Origin of the sequence: Halalkalibacter sp. AB-rgal2, assembly GCF_041821005.1 — a bacterium.
Classification (GTDB): Bacteria; Bacillota; Bacilli; order Bacillales; family Bacillaceae_D; genus Halalkalibacter.
Genome location: NZ_JBGUAV010000029.1, coordinates 28,715 through 53,701, shown reverse-complemented (window position 1 = coordinate 53,701; position 24,987 = coordinate 28,715). Strand labels below are relative to the sequence as shown.

At 41.4% G+C, this 24,987-nt stretch carries 26 protein-coding genes and 1 pseudogene; 1 reads left to right on the top strand and 26 read right to left on the bottom strand.

Translation table 11 applies throughout. The features are described from left to right. From ACERJO_RS17935 to ACERJO_RS17880, 12 genes are all read right to left on the bottom strand, one after another. Positions 1-795 carry a sugar phosphate isomerase/epimerase family protein gene (locus tag ACERJO_RS17935; RefSeq protein WP_247106621.1) on the bottom strand — a complete coding sequence of 265 codons (795 nt, stop codon included), beginning with the start codon at positions 793-795 and terminating at the stop codon, positions 1-3. Between the two features lie 432 nt (positions 796-1,227). Further along, on the bottom strand, positions 1,228-2,520 hold the full coding sequence (gene eno / locus ACERJO_RS17930; protein ID WP_373648390.1) for a phosphopyruvate hydratase: 1,293 nt from the start codon (positions 2,518-2,520) through the stop codon (positions 1,228-1,230). Positions 2,521-2,563: 43 nt separating this feature from the next. After that, entirely contained in the window at positions 2,564-4,096 is a 1,533-nt protein-coding gene (gene gpmI / locus ACERJO_RS17925; protein ID WP_373648389.1) for a 2,3-bisphosphoglycerate-independent phosphoglycerate mutase, read from the bottom strand. Next, positions 4,093-4,848, bottom strand: a complete 756-nt coding sequence (gene tpiA, locus ACERJO_RS17920) for a triose-phosphate isomerase (RefSeq protein WP_373648387.1) — start codon at positions 4,846-4,848, stop codon at positions 4,093-4,095. The genes gpmI and tpiA overlap by 4 nt, the downstream gene beginning before the upstream one ends. A 26-nt stretch (positions 4,849-4,874) precedes the next feature. Further along, positions 4,875-6,056: a phosphoglycerate kinase gene (locus ACERJO_RS17915; RefSeq protein WP_247106617.1), complete on the bottom strand. Its 1,182-nt coding sequence runs from the start codon at positions 6,054-6,056 to the stop codon at positions 4,875-4,877. Between the two features lie 96 nt (positions 6,057-6,152). Further along, on the bottom strand, positions 6,153-7,160 hold the full coding sequence (gap, locus tag ACERJO_RS17910; RefSeq protein WP_035345521.1) for a type I glyceraldehyde-3-phosphate dehydrogenase: 1,008 nt from the start codon (positions 7,158-7,160) through the stop codon (positions 6,153-6,155). Between the two features lie 62 nt (positions 7,161-7,222). After that, positions 7,223-8,254 carry a sugar-binding transcriptional regulator gene (locus ACERJO_RS17905; protein WP_247106616.1) on the bottom strand — a complete coding sequence of 344 codons (1,032 nt, stop codon included), beginning with the start codon at positions 8,252-8,254 and terminating at the stop codon, positions 7,223-7,225. Between the two features lie 129 nt (positions 8,255-8,383). Then, entirely contained in the window at positions 8,384-8,635 is a 252-nt protein-coding gene (locus ACERJO_RS17900; protein ID WP_247106615.1) for a glutaredoxin family protein, read from the bottom strand. A gap of 182 nt (positions 8,636-8,817) precedes the next feature. Continuing rightward, complete coding sequence (locus tag ACERJO_RS17895) at positions 8,818-9,507, bottom strand: hypothetical protein (RefSeq protein ID WP_247106614.1); 690 nt, start codon at positions 9,505-9,507, stop codon at positions 8,818-8,820. Further along, positions 9,507-10,253, bottom strand: a complete 747-nt coding sequence (locus tag ACERJO_RS17890) for a hypothetical protein (RefSeq protein WP_373648386.1) — start codon at positions 10,251-10,253, stop codon at positions 9,507-9,509. The genes ACERJO_RS17895 and ACERJO_RS17890 overlap by 1 nt, the downstream gene beginning before the upstream one ends. Further along, positions 10,234-11,136 carry an ATP-binding cassette domain-containing protein gene (locus ACERJO_RS17885; RefSeq protein ID WP_373648385.1) on the bottom strand — a complete coding sequence of 301 codons (903 nt, stop codon included), beginning with the start codon at positions 11,134-11,136 and terminating at the stop codon, positions 10,234-10,236. Before ACERJO_RS17885 ends, ACERJO_RS17890 begins: the two co-directional genes overlap by 20 nt. After that, complete coding sequence (locus ACERJO_RS17880) at positions 11,136-11,519, bottom strand: GntR family transcriptional regulator (protein WP_373648383.1); 384 nt, start codon at positions 11,517-11,519, stop codon at positions 11,136-11,138. Before ACERJO_RS17880 ends, ACERJO_RS17885 begins: the two co-directional genes overlap by 1 nt. 294 nt (positions 11,520-11,813) lie before the next feature. On the opposite strand from ACERJO_RS17880, the gene clpP reads away from it, so the two are divergent. Further along, positions 11,814-12,395, top strand: coding sequence for an ATP-dependent Clp endopeptidase proteolytic subunit ClpP (gene clpP / locus ACERJO_RS17875; protein ID WP_035345505.1), 582 nt, complete (start codon positions 11,814-11,816; stop codon positions 12,393-12,395). 629 nt (positions 12,396-13,024) lie between these two features. Here clpP and ACERJO_RS17870 read toward each other — a convergent pair. The 14 genes and pseudogenes from ACERJO_RS17870 to hisG form a co-directional block, all read right to left on the bottom strand. Next, complete coding sequence (locus ACERJO_RS17870) at positions 13,025-13,279, bottom strand: HPr family phosphocarrier protein (protein WP_247106610.1); 255 nt, start codon at positions 13,277-13,279, stop codon at positions 13,025-13,027. A gap of 27 nt (positions 13,280-13,306) precedes the next feature. After that, a complete protein-coding gene (whiA, locus tag ACERJO_RS17865) occupies positions 13,307-14,263 on the bottom strand; it encodes a DNA-binding protein WhiA (RefSeq protein WP_247106656.1) in 957 nt (318 codons plus the stop codon). A 29-nt stretch (positions 14,264-14,292) separates the two neighbouring features. Then, positions 14,293-15,240 carry a gluconeogenesis factor YvcK family protein gene (locus ACERJO_RS17860; protein ID WP_247106609.1) on the bottom strand — a complete coding sequence of 316 codons (948 nt, stop codon included), beginning with the start codon at positions 15,238-15,240 and terminating at the stop codon, positions 14,293-14,295. Then, positions 15,241-16,134, bottom strand: a complete 894-nt coding sequence (rapZ, locus tag ACERJO_RS17855; RefSeq protein WP_247106607.1) for an RNase adapter RapZ — start codon at positions 16,132-16,134, stop codon at positions 15,241-15,243. Positions 16,135-16,205: 71 nt separating this feature from the next. After that, complete coding sequence (locus ACERJO_RS17850) at positions 16,206-16,673, bottom strand: NUDIX hydrolase (RefSeq protein ID WP_306421213.1); 468 nt, start codon at positions 16,671-16,673, stop codon at positions 16,206-16,208. A 577-nt stretch (positions 16,674-17,250) separates the two neighbouring features. Continuing rightward, a pseudogene (gene trxB / locus ACERJO_RS17845) lies at positions 17,251-18,201 on the bottom strand (thioredoxin-disulfide reductase); the annotation flags it as partial. A 328-nt stretch (positions 18,202-18,529) separates the two neighbouring features. Next, entirely contained in the window at positions 18,530-19,597 is a 1,068-nt protein-coding gene (locus tag ACERJO_RS17840; protein WP_373648382.1) for a tetratricopeptide repeat protein, read from the bottom strand. Positions 19,598-19,741: 144 nt separating this feature from the next. After that, entirely contained in the window at positions 19,742-20,368 is a 627-nt protein-coding gene (hisIE, locus tag ACERJO_RS17835) for a bifunctional phosphoribosyl-AMP cyclohydrolase/phosphoribosyl-ATP diphosphatase HisIE (RefSeq protein WP_247106596.1), read from the bottom strand. Then, positions 20,365-21,123 (bottom strand): imidazole glycerol phosphate synthase subunit HisF, encoded by a 759-nt coding sequence (hisF, locus tag ACERJO_RS17830; RefSeq protein ID WP_373648380.1) that lies wholly within the window; start codon positions 21,121-21,123, stop codon positions 20,365-20,367. The genes hisIE and hisF overlap by 4 nt, the downstream gene beginning before the upstream one ends. After that, the gene (gene hisA / locus ACERJO_RS17825) at positions 21,124-21,858 is read right to left on the bottom strand and encodes a 1-(5-phosphoribosyl)-5-[(5-phosphoribosylamino)methylideneamino]imidazole-4-carboxamide isomerase (RefSeq protein WP_373648378.1); all 735 of its coding nucleotides are present in this window, start codon (positions 21,856-21,858) and stop codon (positions 21,124-21,126) included. Beyond that, positions 21,845-22,495: an imidazole glycerol phosphate synthase subunit HisH gene (gene hisH, locus ACERJO_RS17820; protein WP_247106591.1), complete on the bottom strand. Its 651-nt coding sequence runs from the start codon at positions 22,493-22,495 to the stop codon at positions 21,845-21,847. Before hisH ends, hisA begins: the two co-directional genes overlap by 14 nt. After that, on the bottom strand, positions 22,496-23,080 hold the full coding sequence (gene hisB, locus ACERJO_RS17815; protein ID WP_373648376.1) for an imidazoleglycerol-phosphate dehydratase HisB: 585 nt from the start codon (positions 23,078-23,080) through the stop codon (positions 22,496-22,498). Beyond that, a complete protein-coding gene (gene hisD / locus ACERJO_RS17810; RefSeq protein ID WP_373648374.1) occupies positions 23,081-24,352 on the bottom strand; it encodes a histidinol dehydrogenase in 1,272 nt (423 codons plus the stop codon). Further along, the gene (gene hisG, locus ACERJO_RS17805) at positions 24,349-24,987 is read right to left on the bottom strand and encodes an ATP phosphoribosyltransferase (RefSeq protein ID WP_247106585.1); all 639 of its coding nucleotides are present in this window, start codon (positions 24,985-24,987) and stop codon (positions 24,349-24,351) included. Before hisG ends, hisD begins: the two co-directional genes overlap by 4 nt.

Sequence of the window (24,987 nt, the reverse complement as noted above, 5' to 3'; positions counted from 1 at the left end):
TTATCGACTCCTTCCTTTCCATTTCTGAACAAATTCGCTATTGATTTGCGCACTTTCTAATGGTGGACGTTCAAAATGCTCCTGTTCGACAAAATAATAACGTACTCCGAATCGTTCAAGCTGTTTTAAAGTTAGGCGATAATCGATAATCCCCCGATCTAATTCGATTGTTTCACATGTAGGTCCCGCTTCTTTTATATGAACAAGTGGTGTTCGCCCCTTATATTTCTCTAACATTTCTAACGGTTCAAAACCGGCTTTAAATGTCCAGTAAAGGTCTATCTCTAATACCAAATCACTATCTACTTCTCGTAATAGTCGATCAATGACTAATTCTCCTGATGGCAAAGGTTCAAATTCTTCTTGGTGATTGTGATAAACAAGTTGGAGACCTTCTTCTTTAACGATTTTAGCTATTTTTTTTATAGAATAAATAAGTTGTTGAAAAGCAGCTTCCTCTTTAAAAATGTCAGGCTCAACGAAAGGGATAACAATGTATGTGGTACCAACGACCTTCGCATATTCAATTTCAGCTTGTAAATCTTCTACTAGATGCTCAAATTGAACATGAGAAGCTGGAGCTTGTAAAGAGGCATCTCGCAAATATTGTTTCATAACAGATGCAGACACATCACCATAACCAGCAAACTCTACTGTCTCATATCCCATGGCCGATAATGCTTGTAACGTTTGCAAAGGATGTTCTCTAAATTCCTTTCGCACAGAGTACAATTGAATTCCTGGTGGAATTGGATCATATTCTTTTAATTGATCTTGATCAAAAACAAAGCGCACCTTTGTCAGTCCCTTCTGTCATCCGACTCATTAATTATATGTATAAAAAAGATAAGCCCTTTAGACCTGTAATAATGAGATCCGTGTATTTACACTAACCCCATATTAGTGAAATACTGATATTCAAATTAATGGCTTTTTTTCTTGGATGCAGATTTAAATGTGCATTCAAGTCAAACATGCATCTATACTTTTTATGACGCATATTTCCTCTTGATCCTCCTCCGAACATACACCTATCACCCTTGCTGGCCCATCTTTCCTCTCGATTCTCTCCTAAACCTTGCGCCTCTCACCCTCACTGGCGCAGCTTTTCTCTCGATTCTCTTTCCAACCTACACCCCATTCCTTTTCGAACTATGAGACCGCTCGCCAAAAGAAAAAAGCCTTAAAAAGGGCACATACTCCCTTCTTAAGGCTTTTCATTAAAAATTACTTATCATTTAAATTGTAGAATGAAGATAGTCCACCGTATGTTGCCACGCTAGCTAGCTCGTCTTCGATGCGAAGTAGCTGGTTGTACTTCGCTACACGGTCTGTACGTGAAGGAGCACCCGTCTTAATTTGACCAGCGTTTGTCGCAACAGCGATATCCGCAATCGTTGCATCTTCTGTTTCACCAGAACGGTGAGAGATGACTGCTGTATAACCAGCACGCTTCGCCATTTCAATGGCTTCAAACGTTTCTGTTAACGTACCAATTTGGTTTACTTTGATTAGGATAGAGTTTCCAATTCCTTTTTCAATACCTTCAGAAAGCTTCTTCGTGTTCGTAACGAATAAATCATCGCCGACAAGCTGCACTTTGTCACCAAGGCGATCTGTTAGAAGCTTGAAGCCATCCCAATCGTTTTCGTCAAGACCATCTTCAATTGAGATAATTGGGTATTTCGATACAAGCTCCTCATAGAAGTTCACCATTTCTTCAGCTGTCAAGCTCTTACCTTCTCCAGCTAAATGGTATTTACCGTCCTCTTTGTTGTAGATTTCAGAAGCAGCAACATCCATAGCCAGCTTCACTTCTTCACCTGGCTTGAAGCCTGCTTTTTCGATGGCTTCGATAATTGTTGAAAGAGCTTCTTCATTAGATGATAGGTTAGGTGCGAATCCACCTTCATCACCTACAGCTGTGTTGTAGCCTTTGCTCTTAAGAACCGCTTTAAGGTTATGGAAAATTTCTGCACCCATGCGAAGAGCTTCTTGGAAGTTTTCAGCACCTACTGGCATAACCATGAATTCTTGAATGTCAACGTTATTGTCAGCATGCTCACCACCATTGATGATGTTCATCATTGGTACCGGAAGCTGCTTTGCGTTAAATCCACCAAGGTAGACGTATAAAGGAATACCTAGAGCATCTGCAGCTGCATGTGCAACAGCCATTGATACACCTAGAATCGCATTAGCGCCTAATTTTCCTTTGTTATCCGTTCCGTCAAGCTCAATCATCAATTGATCGATGCCGACTTGGTCAAGTGCGTCGATTCCGATTAATTCTGGCGCAATGATTTCATTAACATTCTCAACCGCCTTTAATACACCTTTACCCATGTAACGATCGCCGCCGTCACGTAATTCAACCGCTTCGTATTCACCAGTTGATGCACCACTTGGAACAAGTGCACGTCCCATAGCGCCAGACTCAAGATATACTTCTACTTCTACTGTCGGGTTACCACGAGAATCTAATACTTCGCGAGCATAAACATCTGTAATCATTGTCATTATCATTCACTCCTTATTAGTTATCATAAACGACTGAAGTCGCTTATTTAATTAATGTCTTTCCTGTCATTTCTTTCGGCTGACTTCCACCTAAAATACTTAAAACGGTTGGCGCTAAATCTGCAAGAATGCCGTCTTCACGTAACGAAAGTCCTTCATCTGTCACAATAACAGGAACACGATTCGTCGTATGTGCCGTCATCGCGTTGCCGTCTAACGTCACAACTTCATCAGCATTACCATGATCAGCTGTTATGACAGCAGCACCACCCTTTGCCAAGATCGCATCAACGACACGACCAAGACATTCATCAACAGTCTCTACCGCCTTAATTGTAGGCTTAAGCATACCAGAATGTCCAACCATATCCGGATTAGCAAAGTTTAAAATAATTGCATCATGCTTATCAGCTTCAATTTCCTTCACTAATGCATCCGTTACCTCATATGCGCTCATTTCAGGCTGCAAATCATAGGTTGCAACCTTAGGTGAATCAATTAAGATCCGCTCTTCATTCGGAAATGGCTCTTCACGACCGCCACTGAAAAAGAAGGTCACATGAGGATACTTTTCCGTTTCAGCAATACGAAGCTGTTTGTACTGCTGTTGTGCCAACACTTCACCTAGTGTGTTATCGAGGTTCGATGGCTTAAATGCCACATACCCATCAACCGTTTCACTAAAATGAGTTAAGCAAACGTAATGAAGATTCGTTGGATGCTGATCACCACGATCAAAGCCACGGAAGTCCTCATTCGTAAAGACTTGAGACATTTGAATCGCACGATCAGGACGGAAGTTAAAGAAGATAACCGCATCATCATCTTGAATCGTTCCAATTGGAGTACCATCTTCCTCTGTTATCACAGAAGGAATGACAAATTCATCAAAGATGTCATTTTTATAATTATCTTCAATCACTTGTACAGGATCTGTATACGTTGGGCCTTCTCCATACACCATTGCACGGTATGATTTCTCCACTCGATCCCAACGCTTATCACGATCCATCGCATAGTAGCGTCCGTGAAGAGAAGCGATCTGACCTAATCCAAGCTCTTGTAACTTTTCCTGCAAGTTACGAACATAGATTTCAGCTGATGTTTGGCCGACATCACGACCATCTAAAAAGCCATGTACATAGACCTTCTCCACTTGTTCTCGTTTTGCAAGCTCAAGTAAGGCAAATAGATGATTAATATGACTATGAATTCCACCATCTGACAGCAATCCATATACATGTAAAGCACTGTTCTTTTTCTTCACATGGTTCATCGCATCAAGAAATGTTTCATTTTCAAAGAAGTCACCTTCACGAATCGATAAATTCACTCGCGTTAAGCTTTGATAAACGATTCGACCAGCACCAATATTTAAATGGCCCACTTCGGAGTTCCCCATTTGCCCTTCAGGTAAACCGACCGCTTCCCCTTGTGCTTCAAGTGTAGCGTGCGGATATTGATTCCAATAGCGATCGAAATTAGGCTTATTCGCTTGTACGACAGCGTTCCCTTTTTCTTCCTCTCTCATCGCAAATCCATCAAGGATGATGAGAGCTACCGGTTTCTTGCTCATTTGCCTTCCTCCAATAGAGATAAGAATGAAGCTGTCTCTAAGCTTGCACCACCAACTAGGGCACCATCGATATCAGATTGCGCCATGTACTCTTTAATGTTAGCAGGCTTCACGCTTCCACCATATTGAATACGTACCGCTTCTGCTGCAGCTGGTGAGAACGCCTCGGCAACGACTTTACGAATATAAGAACATACTTCATTTGCATCTGTGGCAGACGAAGACTTACCTGTTCCAATAGCCCAAATTGGCTCGTACGCGATTACTGTATGTTTCACTTGCTCCTCTGTTAATCCAGCAAGACCAGCTTCTACTTGGACTTTGACAACATCATTCGTGTTACCCGCTTCACGCTCTTCATCCGTTTCCCCACAACACATAATCGGAACAAGGTGATGTTTGAACGCGGCATGTACTTTTTTGTTGACCGTTTCATCCGTTTCAGCAAACATTTCACGGCGTTCAGAATGACCAATGATCACATAGTCGACGCCGATATCCGCTAAAGCGACTGGGCTAACCTCACCTGTAAATGCACCATTTTCCTCGAAGTGAACGTTTTGTGCACCTACTTTTAAGTCTGTACCTTTTGTATCATTTACTAAACTTTCTAAAAATAACGCTGGTGAACAAACAACAGCATCCACTTCACTATTTGCTGGAACACTATTTTTTACTTCTTGAACAAATTGCTTTGCTTCACCTAACGTTTTGTTCATTTTCCAGTTACCTGCAATAATTGGCTTACGCATTTTTTCACCCCGTTTAATGATTTAAATTATTTGTCTGATAATGCGACAACTCCAGGAAGCTCTTTACCTTCCATGAACTCTAATGATGCACCACCACCAGTCGAAATATGACTCATTTTCTCAGCCATGTTGAACTTTTCAACAGCTGCTGCTGAATCTCCTCCGCCGATTACTGTATACGCATCACTGTCTGCCAGCGCTTGTCCAACAGTCTTCGTTCCTTTAGAAAATGCTTCTAATTCGAATACACCCATCGGTCCATTCCAAATAACAAGCTTTGAATCTTTGATGACTTTTTCATATGTAGCACGTGTATTTGGACCAATGTCTAGTGCTTCCCAATCAGATGGAATCGAATCGATCGCAACCGTCTTAATGTTCGCATCATTCGAGAAATCATCCGCAACCGTTACATCCTCAGGCAAATAAAGATTCACACCATTTTTCTTTGCTTTTTCCATGAATGATTTTGCCAATTCAATTTTATCCTCTTCAAGCAAAGAAAGTCCAATTTCATGACCTAATGCCTTAACAAACGTATACGCAAGTCCGCCACCAATAATTAAGTTATCGACTTTTTCTAATAAGTTCTCAATAACACCGATCTTATCCTTTACTTTCGCACCACCGATAATCGCTGTAAATGGACGCTCTGGATTTGATAGAGCCTTTCCAAGAACCTCTAATTCCTTTTGCATTAACAAACCAGCTGCAGATGGTATATGATGTGCTATACCTTCTGTTGACGCGTGAGCACGGTGAGCTGTACCAAATGCATCGTTCACATACACATCAGCTAAAGCTGCAAATGCTTTCGCTAGCTCAGTGTCATTCTTCTCTTCACCAGCATAGAATCGTACATTCTCTAATAATAGCACGTCACCGTCAGCCAATTCATTCGCCGCTTCCTCTGCTACAGGCCCGTGTGCTTCATCTACCTTCTTTACGTCCTTACCAAGTAATTCACTTAATCGTTTCGCAACAGGCGTTAACCGAAGCTCTTCGACAACTTCACCTTTCGGACGACCTAAGTGTGAAGCTAAAATAACACGAGCACCTTGCTCAACAAGATGTTGAATCGTCGGAATAGCAGCACGAATACGTGTTTCATCCGTTACTTCGCCGTCCTTCATTGGTACATTAAAGTCAACACGACAAAATACTTTTTTTCCTTTTAGATCAAGATCAAGTATAGACTTTTTATTCATTAGAGTGGAGACCCCCTTCAAGTTGTTTATACGCTTTAAGACAGCGGAAAGAGGAGGAGAATAACCTTCTACCTCCTCTATCTACTGTGCTATCTATTATAGTCCTTTGCTTGCAATGTATTCAACTAAGTCCACAACTCGGTTAGAATAACCAGACTCGTTGTCATACCAAGAGATCACTTTAACCATGTTCCCTTCCATAACCATAGTTGAAAGAGCATCAATTGAAGAAGAGTGTGCATTACCATTGTAATCAGTAGATACTAATGGCTCTTCGCTGTAGTTAAGGATTCCTTTTAAAGGACCTTCAGCCGCTGCTTTGAAAGCACCGTTTACATCTTCTACAGTGACATCCTTGTCAAGCTCTGCAACTAAATCAACAAGAGAAACGTTTGGAGTTGGTACACGCATTGCTCCACCGTTTAATTTACCTTTAAGCTCAGGAAGAACAAGAGCAACAGCCTTCGCAGCACCCGTAGTTGTAGGGATGATGTTCTCAGCAGCCGCACGAGCACGACGGTAATCTTTGTGTGGTAAATCAAGAATTTGTTGGTCATTTGTGTATGAGTGAACAGTTGTCATCATACCGCGCTTAAGACCGAATGTATCGTTAAGAACTTTCGCGAATGGCGCAAGACAGTTAGTTGTACAAGAAGCGTTAGAAATAACGTCATGGCTTGCAGCATCATATTTGTCTTCGTTAACACCCATTACGACTGTAATATCTTCATCAGATGCAGGAGCAGAAATGATAACCTTCTTAGCACCAGCTTCAATGTGCTTAGCAGCATCCGCACGTTTTGTGAAGAAACCAGTTGATTCCACAACAACCTCTACTCCACGCTTATCCCACTCAAGCTTTGCTGGGTCACGCTCAGCAGAAATATTGATTTCTTTTCCGTTAACAACTAATGCATCACCATTTACTGATACTTCAGCGTCTAGCTTGCCATGTACAGTGTCATACTTTAAAAGATGTGCAAGCATGTTTGCATCTGTTAAATCGTTAATTGCAACTACCTCAACGTTAGAGTTGTTTAAAGCTGCACGGAAAACGTTACGTCCGATACGTCCAAAACCATTAATACCAATTTTTGTTGCCATGTTCAATCTCCTCCTAAATATGAATCTTAATTTATAAGAAAAACGCATAGCGCCTTTTCTACTTATTCGTGGGGTAATGCTAATAATGATTCAGCCGCTGCTTCATCCGTAATGAGTACGTCACTAGGGCGATAGTTCATAAAGGCTGATATCGCTTGTGCTTTTGAGTCTCCACCAGCGATGGAAATGACATATTTATCATCATTTTCGAGATCATCTAGCTGTAAGCCAATCGTCCGTTGTTTATGAATCGGCTTACCCATTCGATCAAAATAAAAACCAAATGCCTCACCAACTGCATCCTCGTCAACGAGCTTGTCAACAAAGGAGTGCTGAGACTGACGACGGAGCGCCATCGTTTTCGCATCTCCAATTCCGTGGATAACAGTCGATGCTGATTTAATCAGCTTTAGGATATCCTGTAAAGAAGGTTCTAATACAAGAGATGCATATGCTTCCTCGCTAATTTGCTCAGGAACATGTAACAGCCTGTACTGTGCCCCAGCACGACTAGCTAATTTTGCACTAATCGTATTCGCTTGATTCTCCACTTGCTCACCAAGTCCACCACGCGCTGGAATAAAGGTCACACTACGCATATTCACCTCAGGCATCATCATATCGGCAACAGCAGCAAGCGTTGTACCACCCATCACCGCAACGACATCGTTAGGCTTTAAGCGTGATTTCAATAGCTGAATACAAGCACGTCCAAGCTCCTTTTTCACCCATTCATCTTCATCACTATTTCCTGCAACGACGAAGACACGTTTAATGCCAAAGCGTCTTTCCAAGCTCTTCTCAAGGTCACGTAAACCGAACAATTCCTTCATCACTTCTTCAAGTGTTAAGAAAAGCTGTTCGCCATCTGGAGTAATACTCATCCCTGCTGAAGCAAAATGAACAAGTCCTTGATCCTTTAAAAACGTTACCTCTTTACGCAAGACACGTTCAGAAAGCTGAAGGTTTTGCGCCAGGCTTCTACGCCCAATCGGCTGCATCAATTTTATGTATCGAATAATTCTATAGCGCTTGATCATCACATCAAGCAAATCGGGCAATAATTTCCGTTGAATGTCTAATATCCGCTTCATTACGAGTCAAGCTCCTTTTCATAAATGGACTTATTTTGTCCCGCATAGACGTTTCATGTCCCGATCGCTATAAAAAAAGAGAACCACAGGCTCATATTTATAGTAACAAGGATAGCGGTATTTCACAAGTTAATTTTCGCCATTTTTCGATTGTAACCGCTTTAATAGTTTATTTTCTGAAATTTGTCCGAAATCAATCTCTTCTCCTTCTATCTCAACAACCGGAATCATTAATTGGTATTTCTCAAGTAGCTCGTCATCTTCATAAATATCAATAACGCGAATTGATAGCTCATATTGTTCCTTTAACGTCTTTATTTTAGCAATCGCTTTATCACATAATGGACAATGGTGTTTAGAATAGATAACAATTTCTGTCATTATACATAACCCCCTTTAGTCTAACTTCCCATTGAAGTCAGTTGATTAATTTCATAATCGAATCCTCATTCCACTTCTGCATGTTTTCTTGCATTCAGTATTACTGAAGCTTACGAACGGAATAAGGATCGATTTTTTTCATTTACAATCATTTTACTGTTGTACGAACATGAGTCAAGTTATCAATCTTCTATAGGATAAACATTCATCCCTTCTTCTATCTCCGTATCAACTGGAACGTACACAACAAGCGTATTTTCATAATAAGTATAGGTTCCAAATCCCCCACTGAAGAAACCTCCTTGATCATTAGAAAATTGGCGAATGACAAGCTCAGGCTCTTCCATAGCTATTGTAATCTCGACTGGGTCCGGATTTCGTACAAGTAATTCATCTCCGATTAAATCAAGAGAAGGGTGTAGCCGTTCATCTTCTATAGGATGTCCATTGACCATAAAATCGGACGCATAATAAGCAACATCGATCACTCCATCATCTTCTTCCTTTTCAATAAAGAAAACGTTATATTCCACGTAATCATGACTAGATGAACGAATAGTAAATGCCTCATCTTGACGATCGTACGGAAAACTCCACCGTTGATGAACAAAAGGTTCAAACTCTTCTAATCGATCCGTTTCTATCGCTTCAAAGATCGTCATCTCAGGATCATTATCGTCACCCCAAGATGTCTGAGACTCAGCATTTGAAGCAGGAATCAATGAATACGTCATGATTGAACCTAATACAATAACCACATAAACGGCAATGATCCACTTCATGACAGTCCCACCAACGTAATTCGGAACTTTCGCCAACCCAAATAACAAAACAAGGATGACGATCAATGGTAGAAAGCTTAGTATGACCATTATAATCGAACCTCCAATCGTTTAGAGATCACCATCGATGATAGGAACAACACAACGCAGATGACGATGATCTTTACTGAGAATAGTAGAAAGGATGACTCCTGAAAAATAAAGCTCGTAATGACTTCAAGTGCAGTTGGATTAGAATGATGCGTATTCGTACTAAACATCGAACCAATGAAAAGAACAGGAATGACAACGATGAACAGTCTCCTCCATTGCACGAGCAAACCAATAACGTAACCGACCATTGCAAATAGACATACATATAATACACTTGCGCTTAACCCGGTCATATATTCGATTACACTAATTGAAACCCGTTCATAAATGTGTACTTCATGTACAAAATAACCAATTGTTTTAATAAGAAAGCTAGATAACATCGCCGTAACCCCTGCAAATATGCTAGCTGACAAAAGATAGAGGACATTTGCGAGATTGCTACTATTTCGTGTTGCAATGAACGAATGATCGTCATAACGATACGCCTTCGTAGTAAGGAGGATCGCTGTAATAACTGCCCACAAAAAAGTAAAGATTAACACCATATCACTTGAATACATATGCCCTGTAATCGTAATCCCATTCGATCCATGTGAGCCATAATTAGCTGTCGATGATGCTAGGAAAATGGCTATTATTTGCAGAAAGATTAGCGTCAAAATTGATCCCATATAAGAACGAACCTTAAAGGCATACTGCTTCTTAACAACATCTGAAAATTTAACGCTCGCGAAAGACATCATCAATCCCACCTTCCGTCGTTTTTGTCACATACACACACATATCATTGGCTGAGACGTTCATCACATCAAGTCCATCTCGCTTCAATTGTCTCCTTTCGTCGTCTGTGAAATCATTTTCAACAACGACATAGACTCGGTCTGTCCCAACGATTTTCCGATCATATATCTTTTTATTCTTCGTCCATTCCTCCACAACTTCTTCTGACCCAGAAAGTTGAACGGCCATTTCAGTTAATGTATGAACAGGAATGTGCATAAGCTTCTTTCCTTCGTGAATGAGTAGAACATCCTCTAACAATTCTTCGATTTCTTCAATATGATGACTCGATAATAAAATCGTACGTGGATAAGCCAAATATTCCTTCATCAATGCCCGATAGAAATCCGACCTAACTGCGGCATCCATCCCCGTTGTCGGCTCGTCGAAGATTGTTAATGGACAGCGTGCACATAATCCAATAATCGCATTAAACGTACTACACTTCCCTTTAGATAGCTTTTGGTGGCTTTGCTTTGGCTGAAATTGAAAATAATCAAATAATCGCTCTGCCAGCTCCTGATCCCAATTCGGATAAAAATGCGCAGCGAATTGTAAAATTTCTTGTAAGTTCAACGATGATGGAAAGCTCATTTGATCATCAACAAATATCGAGTTCGCTGAAACTTTTAGACTATCAAATGGACGTTCAGAAAATACCTTAATGTCCCCGGCATTAGGCTTCGTAAAGCCCGCAAGCAGCTTCAGCAATGTCGTTTTGCCTGCTCCATTTCGTCCAATAACCCCTGTAATTGAATTGGGTTGAATCGTAAATGTCATTCCTTTTAATGCTTCTGTCTTCTGAAACGTTTGGCTCACATTCTCACAAGTTATGACACTCATCATTTCCCCTCCATTTCCTTCTCGTGCGCCACTTTAATCATGTCAATGATTTCGTCCAATTCAACATAAACATGTCTAGCTTCGATCACTAAATCATCGACTAACTGCTGCAGTCGTAGTGCTTTCCTTCGGCTTAGAATCATCTCCTCTGCTTTCTCTGAAACAAACATTCCGAGTCCTCGCTTTTTATACAAAATTTCATCATCAGCCAATCGATTTAACCCTTTAGCGGCTGTTGCCGGATTAATCGTGAACATATCAGCTAATTGATACTGTGAATAAACTTTATCATGAGTCGTTAAATTCCGTCTCAAAATTTCGGTTTCAATCCATTCAGCTATTTGGATATACAACGGCTTACCATTATCATGGTCAAGGATCACTCAACCCACCTCTCTTCATGACTAATATAGTGCATTACTGTTGTAATGTAGTATATTATATTTATTGAAGAAAGACAACAACAAATCCAGATAGGCTTTTTCGTTTACATTCAGCGAAATTCGGTTATCATGAAAGCAGGGTTTAAATATATAAATAGGGAATAGTATAGTATGGAGGTATATCATTTGACCTTCTTTGACCTTTTAGGTATGATAAGTACATAAGAAAGAAGTAACGATTTCATTAATTGCTTCTAAAGAAAAGAATAAGTATAACTCAAGGAGGAATGAACAATGAATTTAATCCCTACAGTCATTGAACAAACAAACCGTGGCGAACGTGCTTATGACATTTACTCACGATTATTAAAAGACCGTATTATTATGTTAGGAAGTGCGATTGACGATAATGTTGCCAACTCTATTGTCGCACAGCTATTATTTTTACAAGCAGAAGATCCAGAGAAGGACATCTCGATTTACATTAACAGTCCAGGTGGATCGATTACAGCTGGTATGGCCATCTACGATACGATGCAATACATCAAGCCAAAGGTTTCAACGATTTGTATCGGTATGGCAGCATCAATGGGTGCTTTCTTACTAGCAGCAGGTGAGAAAGGCAAACGTTTCGCCCTTCCAAATAGTGAAGTGATGATTCATCAACCGCTTGGTGGAACACAAGGTCAAGCATCTGACATTCAAATCCACGCTAAGCGTATTCTTGAAATGCGTGAAAGCTTAAACAAAATTCTAGCTGAGCGTACTGGTCAACCATTGGAAGTGATCGAGCGCGATACAGACCGTGATAACTTCATGATCGCAGAAAAAGCAAAGGAATACGGCTTAATTGATAGCGTCATTCCAGCTAACTAAAAAAGTAGCACGTTATAGTAGCCACACCTGTCGACTGTCTCGCTTATGTGAGACAGTCGACAGTTTTTTTGTGATTAAAGAATATGACCATTATAAATCGCTTCGAATCCGCATATCCTGTCAAGGTACATGAGTCGCTCAAAAACAAAGGGAATCCTCCTTCCGTTAATTGTGATAATTCCACTTCCTGAGAAGAAAAAGGATTCCTCCTTCCGCTATTTGAGCTAAACAAGGTCAAAAAAAGGAGTAAAATCCGAAATAGAGGCATGAGGAGACCGTAACGACTGTAAAAAGGGAAAGTCAGGGTGAATAGAGGTACGAGGGTTACATGTCGCACGAGGTCACCTGCCTCGTCGTCGTACTCTGTTCTATCATCGCACGGGTGGGAAGAGGGCACGCCACAGGGAATCCTCCTACCCATAATGGAAAAAATAGCGTAGCATAATGGAATCTCCCTCCCTCTATTGCAGCAAAAACACAAGAAATGAAGCCTACATGTTGAAATAGAGGAAAAATCGAGGAATGAGGAACCGCGTACAGTACGCGACCAATGCAGCACCTATTTATCGGAGAGGGCTCCGCTTATAAATTCTAAATATGTAAAAAAGACGACCAAAGGCCGCCTTCATTCATTCCGTTTCAATAAAATTCACTAAAGCTTCTAATGCTTCTTCTTCATCTTGACCGTCGACACTTAACGTCAATTCCGTTCCGTGGCTAATAGCTAAGCTCATTAGACCCATAATGCTTTTCGCATTTATTTTCTTCGTTCCATTTAAAATAAACACTTCCGATGAAAAACGATTTGCCTCCTGTACGAATAGTGCTGCTGGTCTTGCTTGTAAACCTGTTTTACGTTTCACAATGACATCTTTTTCAACCATGTCGTATCCTCCCTCCTAATTTTCGTTCTATGTTGATACATCAAACGCTTCCCCATTACGTAGCTTATTAGCAATCTCATCAATTTTCCTTAATCGATGATTGACCCCTGACTTACTTACTTTACCACTTTCGACCATTTCGCCGAGCTCTTTTAATGTGACATCTTGATGACGAATTCTGAGCTCAGCAATCTCTCGAAGCTTAGGCGGTAATTCAGCTAAACCGATTTCACGATCGACAAAGCGAATGTTTTCTACTTGTCGCAGGGCTGCACCAACCGTCTTATTTAAGTTAGCAGTTTCGCAATTAACTAAGCGATTGACAGAGTTTCGCATATCTTTCATAATGCGTACATCTTCAAAATAAAGCAATGCTTGATGAGCACCGATGATATTTAAAAGCTCCGCAATTTTCTCACTATCCTTTATATACGTAATGAACCCCTTCTTACGTTCCAACATTTTTGCATTTAATTCATATTCGTTCATTAAATCGCATAACGAATGGTTGTGCTCCTCATACATTGAATAAATTTCCAAATGATAGGAAGACGTTTCAGGATGGTTAATAGAACCACCTGCCAGAAATGCACCACGTAAATAAGCTCGTTTACAGCAAGGTTTTTCCGTTAATGATTCGGAAATCGTGCGAATAAATTGAAAGCCATCTGCCAAAATCCCTAAGTCTTCTAATAATGGCTGAGCACCATGCTTCATTCTTACGAGGTAGACATTATTTTTCTTCAAGCGCATTTTCTTTCGCACTAGCAACTCAACAAACATGTTAGGAAAAACCCGCTTTATAAGCGTGTACATCCTCCTTGCAATCGCTGCGTTTTCCGTCGTCACATCTAAACTAATTTTCATTTGGTTAAAGGATAACGTACCATTCATACGCACAAGTGCAGCGAGCTCAGCTTTCGCACAACAATCATCCTGTTCTAATTGTGTTAATTCTTTCTTTGTTGTAGCTGCAAAGGACAATGCCATCCCTCCCTTCAGCTTGAATGACTTTACATTGATCGTAATAGCGCTTTTGATACCTTAACTGCATCATGACGCAAAACACCATTTGCTTCGATGACAAATTCATCACGAATAACTTGAATACCCATCTTCTCTAGTCGTTGTTGGTCAACTTCAACAGGTACGGCTCCTTCTTTTGCATAGCGTTCCTGTAATGATGGTGAAATCGGAGCACCATTAACGAGAATCTCATCAACTAGCTCTACACCACCATGATCAATAATCGCCTGAACATGTTCGGCAGCAGAAAAACCATCAGTCTCACCACTTTGTGTCATCACATTACATATATAGACTTTCCTAGCTTGTGAGCGTTTAATCGCTTCCTGAATACCAGGAACGATCAAGTTTGGTAACACACTTGTATAGAGGCTACCAGGACCTAATAAAATCACATCAGCTTGTAAAATAGCTTGCACACTTTCCTCTAACGGTTCGACCTTACTAGGAGTAAGAAAGACTCGCTTAATTCGTTTCTTCTCTAATGGGATTCGTGATTCTCCAGTCACAATCGTGCCATCTGTCATTTCAGCATGCAACACGATACTACGATTGGCAGCCGGATACACATTGCCATGAACATTTAATACTTTGCTTAATTCTGAAATTCCGCGAGCAAAATCCCCAGTAACTGACGTCATCCCTGCCAATAACAAATTTCCTAATGAGTGCCCTGATAGGCCATTCCCATTTGCAAAACGATGCTGAAACAATTCTTCTACTAACGGCTCAACTTCAGCAAGAGCGATTAATACGTTGCGCACATCACCTGGTGGTGGAATATCTAATTCTTTGCGTAGTCGTCCTGAACTACCACCATCATCGGCAACAGTCACAATTGCTGAAATATCAATTGGAAATGTTTTTAAACCTCTTAATAATACTGATAACCCAGTGCCTCCCCCAATAACGACAATCTGATCTCTTTTTTTCACTTATTTCGTTTCCTTCCCTTTATCGATATCACGATGTCGAACGTGAACCTTGTACTCATCAGCAAATTCCTTCCCAAAATATTCTGCCAAGGTAACAGAACGGTGCTTTCCACCTGTACAGCCGATGCCAACGACTACCTGGCTCTTCCCTTCACGTTTATATTGAGGTAGCATAAATTGCAACAAATCGGTTAGCTTCTCAATGAATTGCTGCGTGTCCGTCCATTTTAAAACATAGGAAGAGACCTCTTCTTCTAATCCTGTTTTTGGACGCATGTGGTCAATATAGTGGGGGTTTGGGAGAAAACGCACATCAAAAACGAGGTCCGCATCAATCGGCATTCCATATTTAAAGCCAAATGACATCATATTAATGGAAAAGGGGTGTCGCTCATTTAACGTAAACTGTTGTGTAATCCGTTCACGTAATTGGATCGGCTTTAAATCAGTCGTATCAATAATTTGTTGTGCTCTTCCTTTCATTTCCTCTAGCATCTCACGTTCGAGCTTAATGCCTTCAAGCGGTAGGCCATCAGGAGCTAACGGATGTGAACGTCTCGTTTCCTTATAGCGTTGAACGAGCTTAGCATCCTTTGCATCCAAAAACAAAATTTGTAATTTAAAATGTAAATGTGGCGCTAAGCTAATCGCATCAATCGCATCAAAAAGATGATCAAAAAACTTCCGTCCACGCAAATCCATCACAAGCGCAACCTTCGACATCTTCCCATTTGACCCTTCGATTAATTCAATAAACTTCGGAATTAAGGCAGGTGGCAAGTTATCCACACAAAAATAACCTAAGTCCTCAAAGCTTTGGACAGCGACCGTTTTCCCTGCCCCAGACATACCTGTAATAATAACGATTTCGATTTCTTCACGGCTGCTGTTCATCAAGCTCCCCCTCTTTTGACACTACTAAAAAAGACAAACTAACTTTTTCAGTGCCATCTTCGTTCAGCACATTATGTAAAATCCGGAGTTAATCGTTGCGAGATTAATTCAAACTCTTCTGTGTAATAAAAGGTACCATACAATACCCCTTTACGTTGTAAAACATGCTCAAACATATACAAATCTCCTTCAGCCATCGTCAGCTGTTGCACTTCTTGCTCTTGCTTCCACGAAAGCTTCCCCTCTGGTGACTCTTTCAGTAACTGTCCTTCATAATCAGTTGCATGAAAGGTGAACATCATCCACTCATTCACAACCTTCTGATCCTTCATCATGACCATCGTAAACACAGCTCGAAGGTTAGGATCCTTTATATGTAAGCCAGTTTCTTCACGAAACTCTCGTTTGGCAGATTCAATAATCGACTCACCTGGTTCCATTTTCCCACCAGGAGCAACCCACCAATGCCGACTAGGCTTTTGTAAAAGTAACACTTTCCCATCTGATTGTAAGACTGTATTCGTAACACGCTGCAACATTTCCACCTCACTATGATTATATTATACCCTCAAGTGAACGTTCCTACAATCAAGAAAGGTCGTCAAAACATGTTTAAGAAAGACCGAAGATCCAAGAATTTAATAATGTTTTTTCTTACAGACATTAAGTTACGAGCAATGTCAATGTTCTCTCTTGTGTCCGACTTTTTATTTTCCCAAGTCAGGACTTTAGTCTGTAAGATGTCCTATTAGAGTCTGTTTAAAAAGCACCAAAAAATCATGGCAATGGCTCCGTTCGCTACGCCTTGTGGCGAAAAAACCACTCACCACAAGGCTTTAAGAGATGTAGCTACTACACTCATTGCTTCGAAGTCATTCAAGAACAACCTCTATAAGATGTCCTATTATTATTTCAAATTTTAAAAGTTTTGTCGCAACGAAATCCGTTTTTACACAATATTCCAACCTTTTTATAAAAAAAAGGGCACGAACCGTAGTCCGTGCGATAAAGTATATAAAAAAGGGGGTCAATTACTTATCTCTATAGTACCCTTTTTATATTTCATGACTGTTACAGAGCGATTAAGAACGAGTGACGTTTGATTGCGAATTGATGTCAAACCTTCGCTTTATCCTGCAAACTTTCAATGTAGTGCTGAACATTTTGTGCAGCAACACTACCATCCCCTGTTGCGGTCACAATTTGACGCAAGGATTTCTCACGTATATCACCCGCCGCAAAGATACCAGGAACTTTTGTTTCCATTTCCTCATTCGTTTCAACGTAGCCCTCTTCATTCGTAATGCCTAATTGTTTCACACTGTCATTGAGAGGTAACATTCCAATGTAAATGAAGACACCGTCTGTTTTGAATTCACGTTGTTCACCTGTATTCACATCTTCTATTGAAATACGATCGACCTTGCCACTATCACCACCATGAATTTCATTGACAACGTGATTCCAAATAAATTCAACCTTGTCATGATCAAAAGCACGTTGCTGTAAAATTTTCTGAGCTCGTAATTCATCGCGACGATGGATGACCGTTACTTTTGAAGCAAAGCGCGTTAAATACACTGCTTCTTCCACCGCTGAATCTCCTCCACCAACAACGACAAGCTCTTTTTCTTTAAAAAAAGCACCGTCACAAACCGCACAATAAGAAACACCACGTCCACTAAATTCCTTCTCACCTGGAATCCCCATCTTCTTGTATTCAGCACCCGTTGCTACGATTACCGCACGAGCCTTATACTCTTTTGAGCCTGCCTTAACGAGCTTAAAATCACCTTCATCAATAATTTCCTTCACGTCACCATAGCCATATTCAGCACCGAACTTCTTCGCATGCTCAAACATCTTTGTTGATAAATCTGGTCCAAGAATATGATCAAACCCTGGATAATTCTCGACATCCTCCGTATTTGCCATCTGTCCACCAGGCATTCCACGCTCAAGCATAATCGTTGATAAATTAGCACGCGATGTATAGACAGCAGCTGTCATTCCAGCAGGTCCTGCACCCGCAATGACAACATCATACACATTTTCTTCAGACATGTTTTCTACACTCCTTTGATCTCTTTATTTATATCTTTATCGTAATCAAAACGACCGATTCTGTCTATTTAATTGCTTAAGAAAAATGCGATAGCTCTTTTCTTAAAGCTTTGCGCGAAGCCGAGGTCACCCGTGAACCCTTGATTGAATCTCATTCCGCTATTTCCTTCATACAGCCTTTTTTAATTGCCCTTCCGGATCCTCGTTCCGCTATTTGATCATACGTGCTTCGCTTTGCTCTTCTTTCTGTCTATTAGCGGAATGACGTTCCACTTCGTACGTTTAAACGCCCCATTTCACACATTAACGGAATGAGTTTCCGTTTGCCCATTCAAAAAGACCCTTGCCATATTTGCGCCTCGCTTATGTTTAACTCTCCACGTACAATTCTCTTCGCTTGCTCATCACCGAGCTTTGCTGCTCGTTGCACGAAACGTATAGCATCAGGGTCATATAAAAAATGAGCCGCAATCCCTAAACAACACAATGCGGACGTCTTCGTTTCTAGTATCGCTTTTTTCATCGATTTTAATCGTTGATAAGCTTGCTCGTAGTCTCCGCATTGACAGAGCACCTCTGCGACCTTCATCTTCTGTTCCACGTCGATAGGATAAAGCTGACGTAAAGCATGAATATAGGGCTCAGCCTTCTTAGTCTGTCCATCCTGCCAATACAACATGGCTAGTTGACATAGTGCCAACACATTTCCTTGTTCTTTATCTAAAACAGCTTGGCAGAGCTCATAAGCCGATTGCTTATCACCAATTCGAAAGTACGCTTCAGCAGCTTGAATATATGCTGCCCAATAGGTTGGATGCTCATCAATAATCTCTTCTAAAAGAGGGATCGATTCATTCCATTGACCAGAGCGTAGAAGTCGCAAAGCTTGATCATGTTGCATGAGAAGCTCATACTCTTCTTCAACGACCATCTCATCCTCCCAATCTGTATCCTCAGCCTCGAACCGAAGAAGCTCCAACAAATTTCTCGCATCCTCAGCAAAACGTTGATCTTCACTCAACTCTAAATAGTTCTTTGTTGCTTGCTCAGCTTCATGAAAAAAGCCTAAATAAGCATAATTATTCGCCATAAAAAAGTAACATTCCGCCACATTGCCGTCTTGTTCCTTTAATACGCGCTTTAGAATACCATTCGAACGCTCATAATCTCCAACTTCAGAAAGGATGGCAGCTAACTGAACATGAAAAACAGGCTCTTGTGCTGTTAATTTAATCGCTCGTTCCAACAATTTAATCGCTCGTTGGTGATTCTTCTTTCTAAACGCTTCGACTCCACGATGAAAGAAATAGTCACCTGTTTGATAAAAAGGGACAATATTTTGATTTCCTTGATCATGTTCGGTTACTTTCATGCAGCCTTTTCCCTCCACTTGTTTCATACTTCCTATTCTATCTCCTCAGTATACACAATTTTTGTCGACTCGCACAGTCCCTTAGAAAGAATCAAGCGTGCAGAAAAAGGTATAAAAGAGGGTACTGAAATTTAAATAAAACAGCATCCTCCTTCGAGAATGCTGTTTTTCCTACTTTTTATGCCGTTCCTCTAACACTCGTAGCACTTCATCAAACGGAAGCTTTTGTTCTCGTAATAAAACGAGTGTGTGATAGAATAAATCGGCAACCTCCCATTTTAATTCTTCATGGTCGCGGTTTTTCGCAGCGATGATCACCTCACCGGCTTCCTCACCGACCTTTTTCAAAATCTTATCGACGCCTTTTTCAAATAAATAAGTCGTATATGCACCTTCAGGACGTTCAGCCTCACGCTCAGCAATGACTCGTTCAAGCTCATCTAATATCGCATATCTGGACGGGTTCACTTTCACTTCTTCCTTTAATAACGAGTCGGCAAAACACGTATAAACTCCTTTATGACAAGCTGGCCCTGCTGGATTGACCAATACAACTAACGCATCAGCATCACAATCGTAGCGCATATCAACGATTGCTTGTATATTTCCTGATGTCGCTCCTTTGTGCCATAGCTCCTGTCTTGAACGGGAATAGAACCACGTTTCTTTCGTTTCAATCGACTTCTTCAACGATTCTTCGTTCATATAAGCAAGCGTTAGTACTTCTTTACTAGCCGCATCCTGCACAATAGCTGGAACGAGCCCTTTTTCATCAAATTGGATTGCTTCTATACTCATCGAACTGTCACACCCTCTTTTCTTAAATACCCTTTCACTTCCGCTACAGACGTTTCCTTGTAGTGAAAGATTGAAGCGGCTAGTGCTGCATCTGCCTTTGCATCCTCAAATACATCCTTAAAATCTTCCTGATCTCCTGCACCACCAGAAGCAATAACCGGAACAGACACAGCTTCACTCACCTTTTTCGTTAACGCTAAATCAAAGCCTGTTTTCGCTCCGTCTTGGTCCATGCTCGTTAGCAAAATCTCTCCAGCACCTAATCGTACGGCTTCCTTTGCCCACGTCGTTACTTCCCATACAGTTGGCTTGCGTCCGCCGTGAGTGTAAATACGCCATGAGCCTAGCTCTTCATCATACTTCGCGTCAATCGCCACAACGATACATTGTGAGCCGAAGAAATCAGCTCCTTCTTTAATAAGTTCTGGACGGAGGACCGCTGCTGTATTCAACGAAACCTTATCAGCACCCGCACGGAGAACACGCTTCATATCTTCAAGCTTATTAATGCCACCACCAACTGTAAATGGAATCGCCAATGTCCCAGCCACTTGCTCAACGACTTCAATCATCGTTTCACGGCCTTCATGAGACGCTGAAATGTCTAAAAAAACGAGTTCATCTGCCCCTTGTTCATCATAAAACGCAGCCAGTTCCACTGGATCACCAGCATCTCTTAAATCAACAAACTGAACCCCTTTCACGACCCGACCTTCCTTGACATCTAAGCACGGGATAATACGCTTTGTAAGCATTTAGCTGCCTCCTTTTAAAGCTTCTTGTAACGTAAATTGGTTCGTGTACAAAGCCTTACCGACAATCGCTCCACCAACACCTTTACCTGCACGTTCTCTCAGTTCGCCCAAATCTGCAAGCGAGCTAACGCCACCTGAGGCAATCACTTCTTTACCCGTTGCTTCAGCAAGCGCTGTAATCGCTTCTGTATTCGGTCCTGATAGCATCCCATCACGAGAAATATCAGTAAAAATAAACACTTCCGCACCATGACGAGCGAGCTCTTGAGCGAGTGTTTCCGCCTTAACAGATGATGTTTCCAGCCAGCCTTCTGTTGCGACATAGCCATCTCTTGCGTCAAGACCAATAACAATTCGTTCACCGCCATACTGTTGCAGCATTTCTTTCGTAAATTTGGGGTTGTTTACTGCAACGCTTCCTAAAATAATCCGGTCAACACCTTGATCTAAATAAAAAGCGACATCCTCCGCTGTGCGAATCCCTCCACCAATTTGTACCTTTACATTAAGCTCTTTCGCAACTCTGATCACATACTCATGATTGACTCGTTTCTTTGCTTTTGCTCCATCAAGGTCAACCATATGAATCCAACTAGCTCCATCATTGGCAAACTGTTCAGCCATATGGAACGGTGAATCACCATAGATCGTTTCCTGATCATAATCTCCTTGAACTAAGCGAACGCATTTGCCATCTCTCATATCAATCGCTGGATAAATATTAAACGTGCTCACGCGCTTCTCCCCCTTGCTTCACTAACTTGCCGAAATTGCGTAAAATCGTCATCCCTACATCACTACTTTTTTCAGGGTGAAATTGAGTGCCAAGCACGTTTTTTCTCCCAACAACAGCTGGAACGACGCCATCATATTCACTAGAAGCAATGAGAACATCCTCCTCGTCATGCTTCACAACATACGAATGAACAAAATAAACGTGCCCCTCATCAACGCCTTCTAACAAAGGATGATCGACCTGTTGAAAATGAAGTTGGTTCCAGCCCATGTGAGGTACTTTATACGTCTCACCGTTTTTATCGACACCATTAAAACGTTCGACACGACCAGGGAGTAATTGAAGGCCCTCTGTTCGGCCATACTCACTACTTTCATCAAATAACAGCTGCATTCCAAGACAAATGCCAAGCAACGGCTTCCCCTCTTCTGCCCATTGCTGAATAAATCCTGTCATTCCCATATGATTTAATGTTTTCATCGCATCAGGAAAAGCTCCCACTCCTGGAAGTAGTAAGCCATCTACCCCTTGAAGATCATCGATTTTATCGCTCATGATATAGCCTAAATCAAGTCGTTCTAACGCCTTGCTGACACTATGCAAGTTCCCCATTCCATAATCAATAATACCGATCATTTACAACATTCCTTTCGTGGATGGAACCCCTTTTACTCGTTCATCAATACTCGTCGCTTCATCAAGTGCTCTAGCTAATGCCTTGAAAACCGCTTCAATGATATGATGTGTATTTTGACCGTAGTGAACGATAATATGCAAATTCATTCGTGCTTCAAGCGCAAGCTTCCACATGAATTCATGGACAAGCTCGGTATCGAACGAGCCAACCTTTTGACTCGGGAATTCAGCACGAAATTCTAAGTGAGGGCGATTGCTTAAATCAACGACAACCTGTGCTAACGTTTCATCCATCGGCACGAAGGCATTTCCGTAGCGACGAATCCCTTTTTTATCGCCGAGTGCCTCCTTAATCGCAAGGCCTAGGCAAATGCCGATATCCTCCGTCGTATGATGATCATCGACCTCTGTATCGCCGTTTGCGTCAACTTCTAAATTGAAATGACCGTGCTTTGCGAATAAATCAAGCATATGATCTAAAAACGGTACACCGGATTCCTGCTTTGATACTCCTTCTCCATCAATCGTATAAGCAAGCTTAATTTGTGTTTCACCTGTATGACGTTCAATCGTCGCTTCTCTCACTTACTTTCCCTCCAAACGAATATCAATTGCTCTTGCATGAGCTTCTAACCCTTCTAAACGAGCTAGCTTAGAAATAGTTCCAGCATTCTGTTGTAGTGCTTGTTGACTATATGAAATAATACTTGATTTCTTCGTAAAGTCATCGACATTTAAAGGACTTGAAAAACGAGCTGTACCATTGGTCGGTAAGATGTGGTTCGGTCCAGCAAAATAGTCACCAACAGGCTCCGAGCTATAAGGACCAACAAAAATTGCCCCCGCATGGCGAATACGTCCTACTAATGCCATCGGCTCCTTCGTTAACAATTCCAAATGCTCTGGTGCTAATTCATTTACTACTTCAATCGCTTCGTCTAAATTAGCCGTTACATAAATCGCACCATAATCATGAATCGAACTCTCTGCTATTTCCTTTTTCGGTAATGTTTCAAGCTGGTTCATAACTTCGTTGCTAACTTGTTCTGCCAACGACTGCGAAGGGGTCACAAGTACCGCTGAGGCACGCTCATCATGCTCAGCCTGTGAAAGCAAATCTGCTGCAATATATCGCGGGTTCGCTTGTTCATCAGCTAACACAACAATTTCACTCGGACCAGCGATCATGTCAATATCGACTTCACCGAACACAGCACGCTTCGCTAAGGCGACGTAAATGTTTCCTGGTCCGGTTATTTTATCAACTCGTTGAATCGTTTCGGTTCCAAATGCTAGCGCAGCAATTGCTTGTGCACCCCCAACCTTATAAATTTCCTCAACACCAAGCTCATAAGCAGTTGCCAGTACACTTGCTGGTAATGTCCCATCTGCTTGCGGGGGAGAAACCATTACGATGCGTTTGACACCAGCGACCTGTGCTGGTACGACGTTCATCATAATCGAAGATGGATAAGCCGCTTTTCCACCTGGTACATAGACACCGACTGAATCGAGAGGCGTGATTTTCTGACCAAGAATCGTCCCATCCTCCTTAGTCGTCATCCAAGACTGGCGCTTTTGACGTTCGTGAAAATCTCGCACGTTCATAATCGCTTCACGAAGTGCTCCCAGTACGTCGTCATCCATTTGCTCATGTGCTGTGAGCATTTCTTCTTGTTCAACACGAAGCTTCGACAATACGGCACGATCAAATTGTTCAGTTAGAGTGAACAATGCTTGATCTCCTTCTTCTTTCACTTGATGAATAATGCGTTCGACTGCTTCAAGCTGCTGAGCTGTTCCTGTATCAATATCACGCTTTAAGCTCACTTCACCTTCGACTCGGATGATTTTCATGCACGTTCCTCCTCAATCACCTTTGATAATCGCTCAACCATTTGATCAATACGTTCATCCTTCATGCGGTAACTTACAGGGTTAACAATTAAGCGTGACGTAATCGTAACCATCGTTTCAAGCTCAATTAATCCGTTTTCCTTTAACGTTTGTCCTGTTGAAACGATATCAACAATCCGGTCTGCTAAGCCGATGAGCGGAGCTAGTTCAATCGAGCCATTTAGTTTAATAATCTCGACCTGCTCCCCCTGCTCTTTAAAGTATTGCGTCGCTAAATTTGGATATTTCGAGGCAACCTTAGGATTAATATCAGATTTTTCATAACCAGGAAGTCCGGCCACAGCCATATAGCAAGCGCTAATTTGCAAATCAAGTACTTCATAGACAACTCGCTCCTCCTCAATCATGACATCCTTTCCTGCAACTCCGATATCAGCTACTCCATGCTCGACATAGGTCGGTACATCCATCGGCTTTGCTAATATGAAGCGCATCTTTTCCTCAGGAACATCAATGATCAGTTTACGTGAATCATCAAATTCAGATGGAAGCTGATAGCCTGCTCTCCGTAATAGCTCTACAGCTTCTTCAAAAATCCGTCCCTTTGGCATTGCTACTGTTAACCAGTCGGTCAT